This is a genomic window from Halomonas sp. NO4, assembly GCF_010994375.1.
GTDB lineage: Bacteria > Pseudomonadota > Gammaproteobacteria > Pseudomonadales > Halomonadaceae > Halomonas.
Genome location: NZ_WHMA01000081.1, coordinates 1 through 1,657 on the forward strand (window position 1 = coordinate 1; position 1,657 = coordinate 1,657).

Below are 1,657 nucleotides of genomic sequence, written 5' to 3' on the forward strand. Positions count from 1 at the left end.
CCCCCACTGTCAAGCTAGTTGGAGTATCAGCGGCTGTTAGACTCTGAACGATGTGGGGCGTGACGAGGTTCCGATGAAGTACTCCGACGAGCGCCGAGAAGCCATCCTCAAGAAGCTGCTTCCGCCGCACAACCGCACGGTGGCGGAGGTGGCCCAGGAAGAAGGCATTTCCGCGGCGACGCTGTACAACTGGCGCAAGAAGGCTCGGCAAGCGGGCCGTTTGCTACCTGACCAGAGCGATGATCCCGAGGGCTGGAGCTCGCAGGACAAGTTCCATGCCGTGCTAGAAACGGCGGCCCTCAGCGAGGCCGAGCGTGCGGAGTACTGCCGGCAGCGCGGCCTCTATCCCGAGCAGATCCAGCGTTGGCGGGCGAGCTGCGAGGGCGCCAATGACCGGAGCGATGCCGCCTCGAAGCAGCAGAGTGAAGCCCGCAAGACGGAGCGCCAGGAGAACAAGGAGCTCAAACGTGAGCTCCGCCGCAAGGAGGCAGCACTCGCGGAAACCGCTGCACTGCTGGCGTTGAGAAAAAAGGCCCGAGCGATCTGGGGGGACGAGGACGAATGATCAGCACTTCAGATCGCCAGGACGCCGTACAGCTGATCGATGAGGCGCGTGCCGAGGGAGCCCGCCTGCAAGCCGCGTGTGCGGAGCTCGGCATCGGCACCAACACCTACCGCCGTTGGGTAAGGGGTGATCAGGATCGCCGGCCTCAGGTCGTGCGGCCTGTCCCGCGCCACGCGCTGTCGCCTGAGGAGCGTCAGCAGGTGCTGGAGATCTGCCATCGTCCCGAGTTCGCCAGCTTGCCGCCCGGGCAGATCGTGCCACGGCTGCTGGACGAGGAAGGCCTCTACGTGGCGTCAGAGTCCAGCTACTACCGCATCCTCAGGGAGCATGGCGAGCAGCACCATCGTGGCCGGGCTCGTGCCCCGCACCCCAAGGGCGAGCCTCAGCGGCACCGCGTGACACGTCCCAATGTCTGTTGGAGTTGGGATGTGACGTACTTGCCGACCCAGGTGCGTGGGCAGTTCTACTACCTGTACATGATCGTCGATATCTACAGCCGCAAGATCGTCGATGCCGAGGTCTTCGACCAGGAGTCCATGGCCAACAGCAGCGAAGTCATCCAGCGGGCCGTGCTGCGCGAGGGCTGCATCAACCAGCCGCTGGTGCTGCATGCGGATAATGGCTCCGCCATGAAAGGCTCAACGCTCCAGGCGACCCTACAGCGGTTGAACATCACCCCATCGTACAGCCGCCCCCGGGTCTCCAATGACAACGCCTTCTCGGAATCGCTGTTCAGGACCTGTAAGTACCGGCCCGACTACCCGATGGACGGCTACGAGAGCCTGTCAGCGGCGCAGCAGTGGTTGACGCGATTCGTGCACTGGTACAACCACGAACACCGCCACAGCGCGATACGGTTCGTCACCCCGGGGGAGCGGCATGCCGGCCAGGATAACGAGGTGCTGGCTAGGCGAGACGCCATCTATGCCGAGGCAAAACGGCAACATCCCGGTCGGTGGAGCGGTGCCACCCGCAACTGGTCACCGCGCCGGACGGTCTGGCTGAACCCCGATCAGGAAGACCCGCTGGTTCAACGCGATCAGCGATTAGAAGCCGCCTGACTCCAGGTTCCAACAAGCTTGACAGGCATCG

At 63.9% G+C, this 1,657-nt stretch carries 1 pseudogene; it reads left to right on the forward strand.

Annotated features, from left to right (window positions below):
- Positions 1–73 precede the first annotated feature (73 nt).
- Positions 74–1,626 (forward strand): annotated as a pseudogene (locus tag FEF15_RS19140) (IS3 family transposase).
- Positions 1,627–1,657 lie beyond the last annotated feature (31 nt).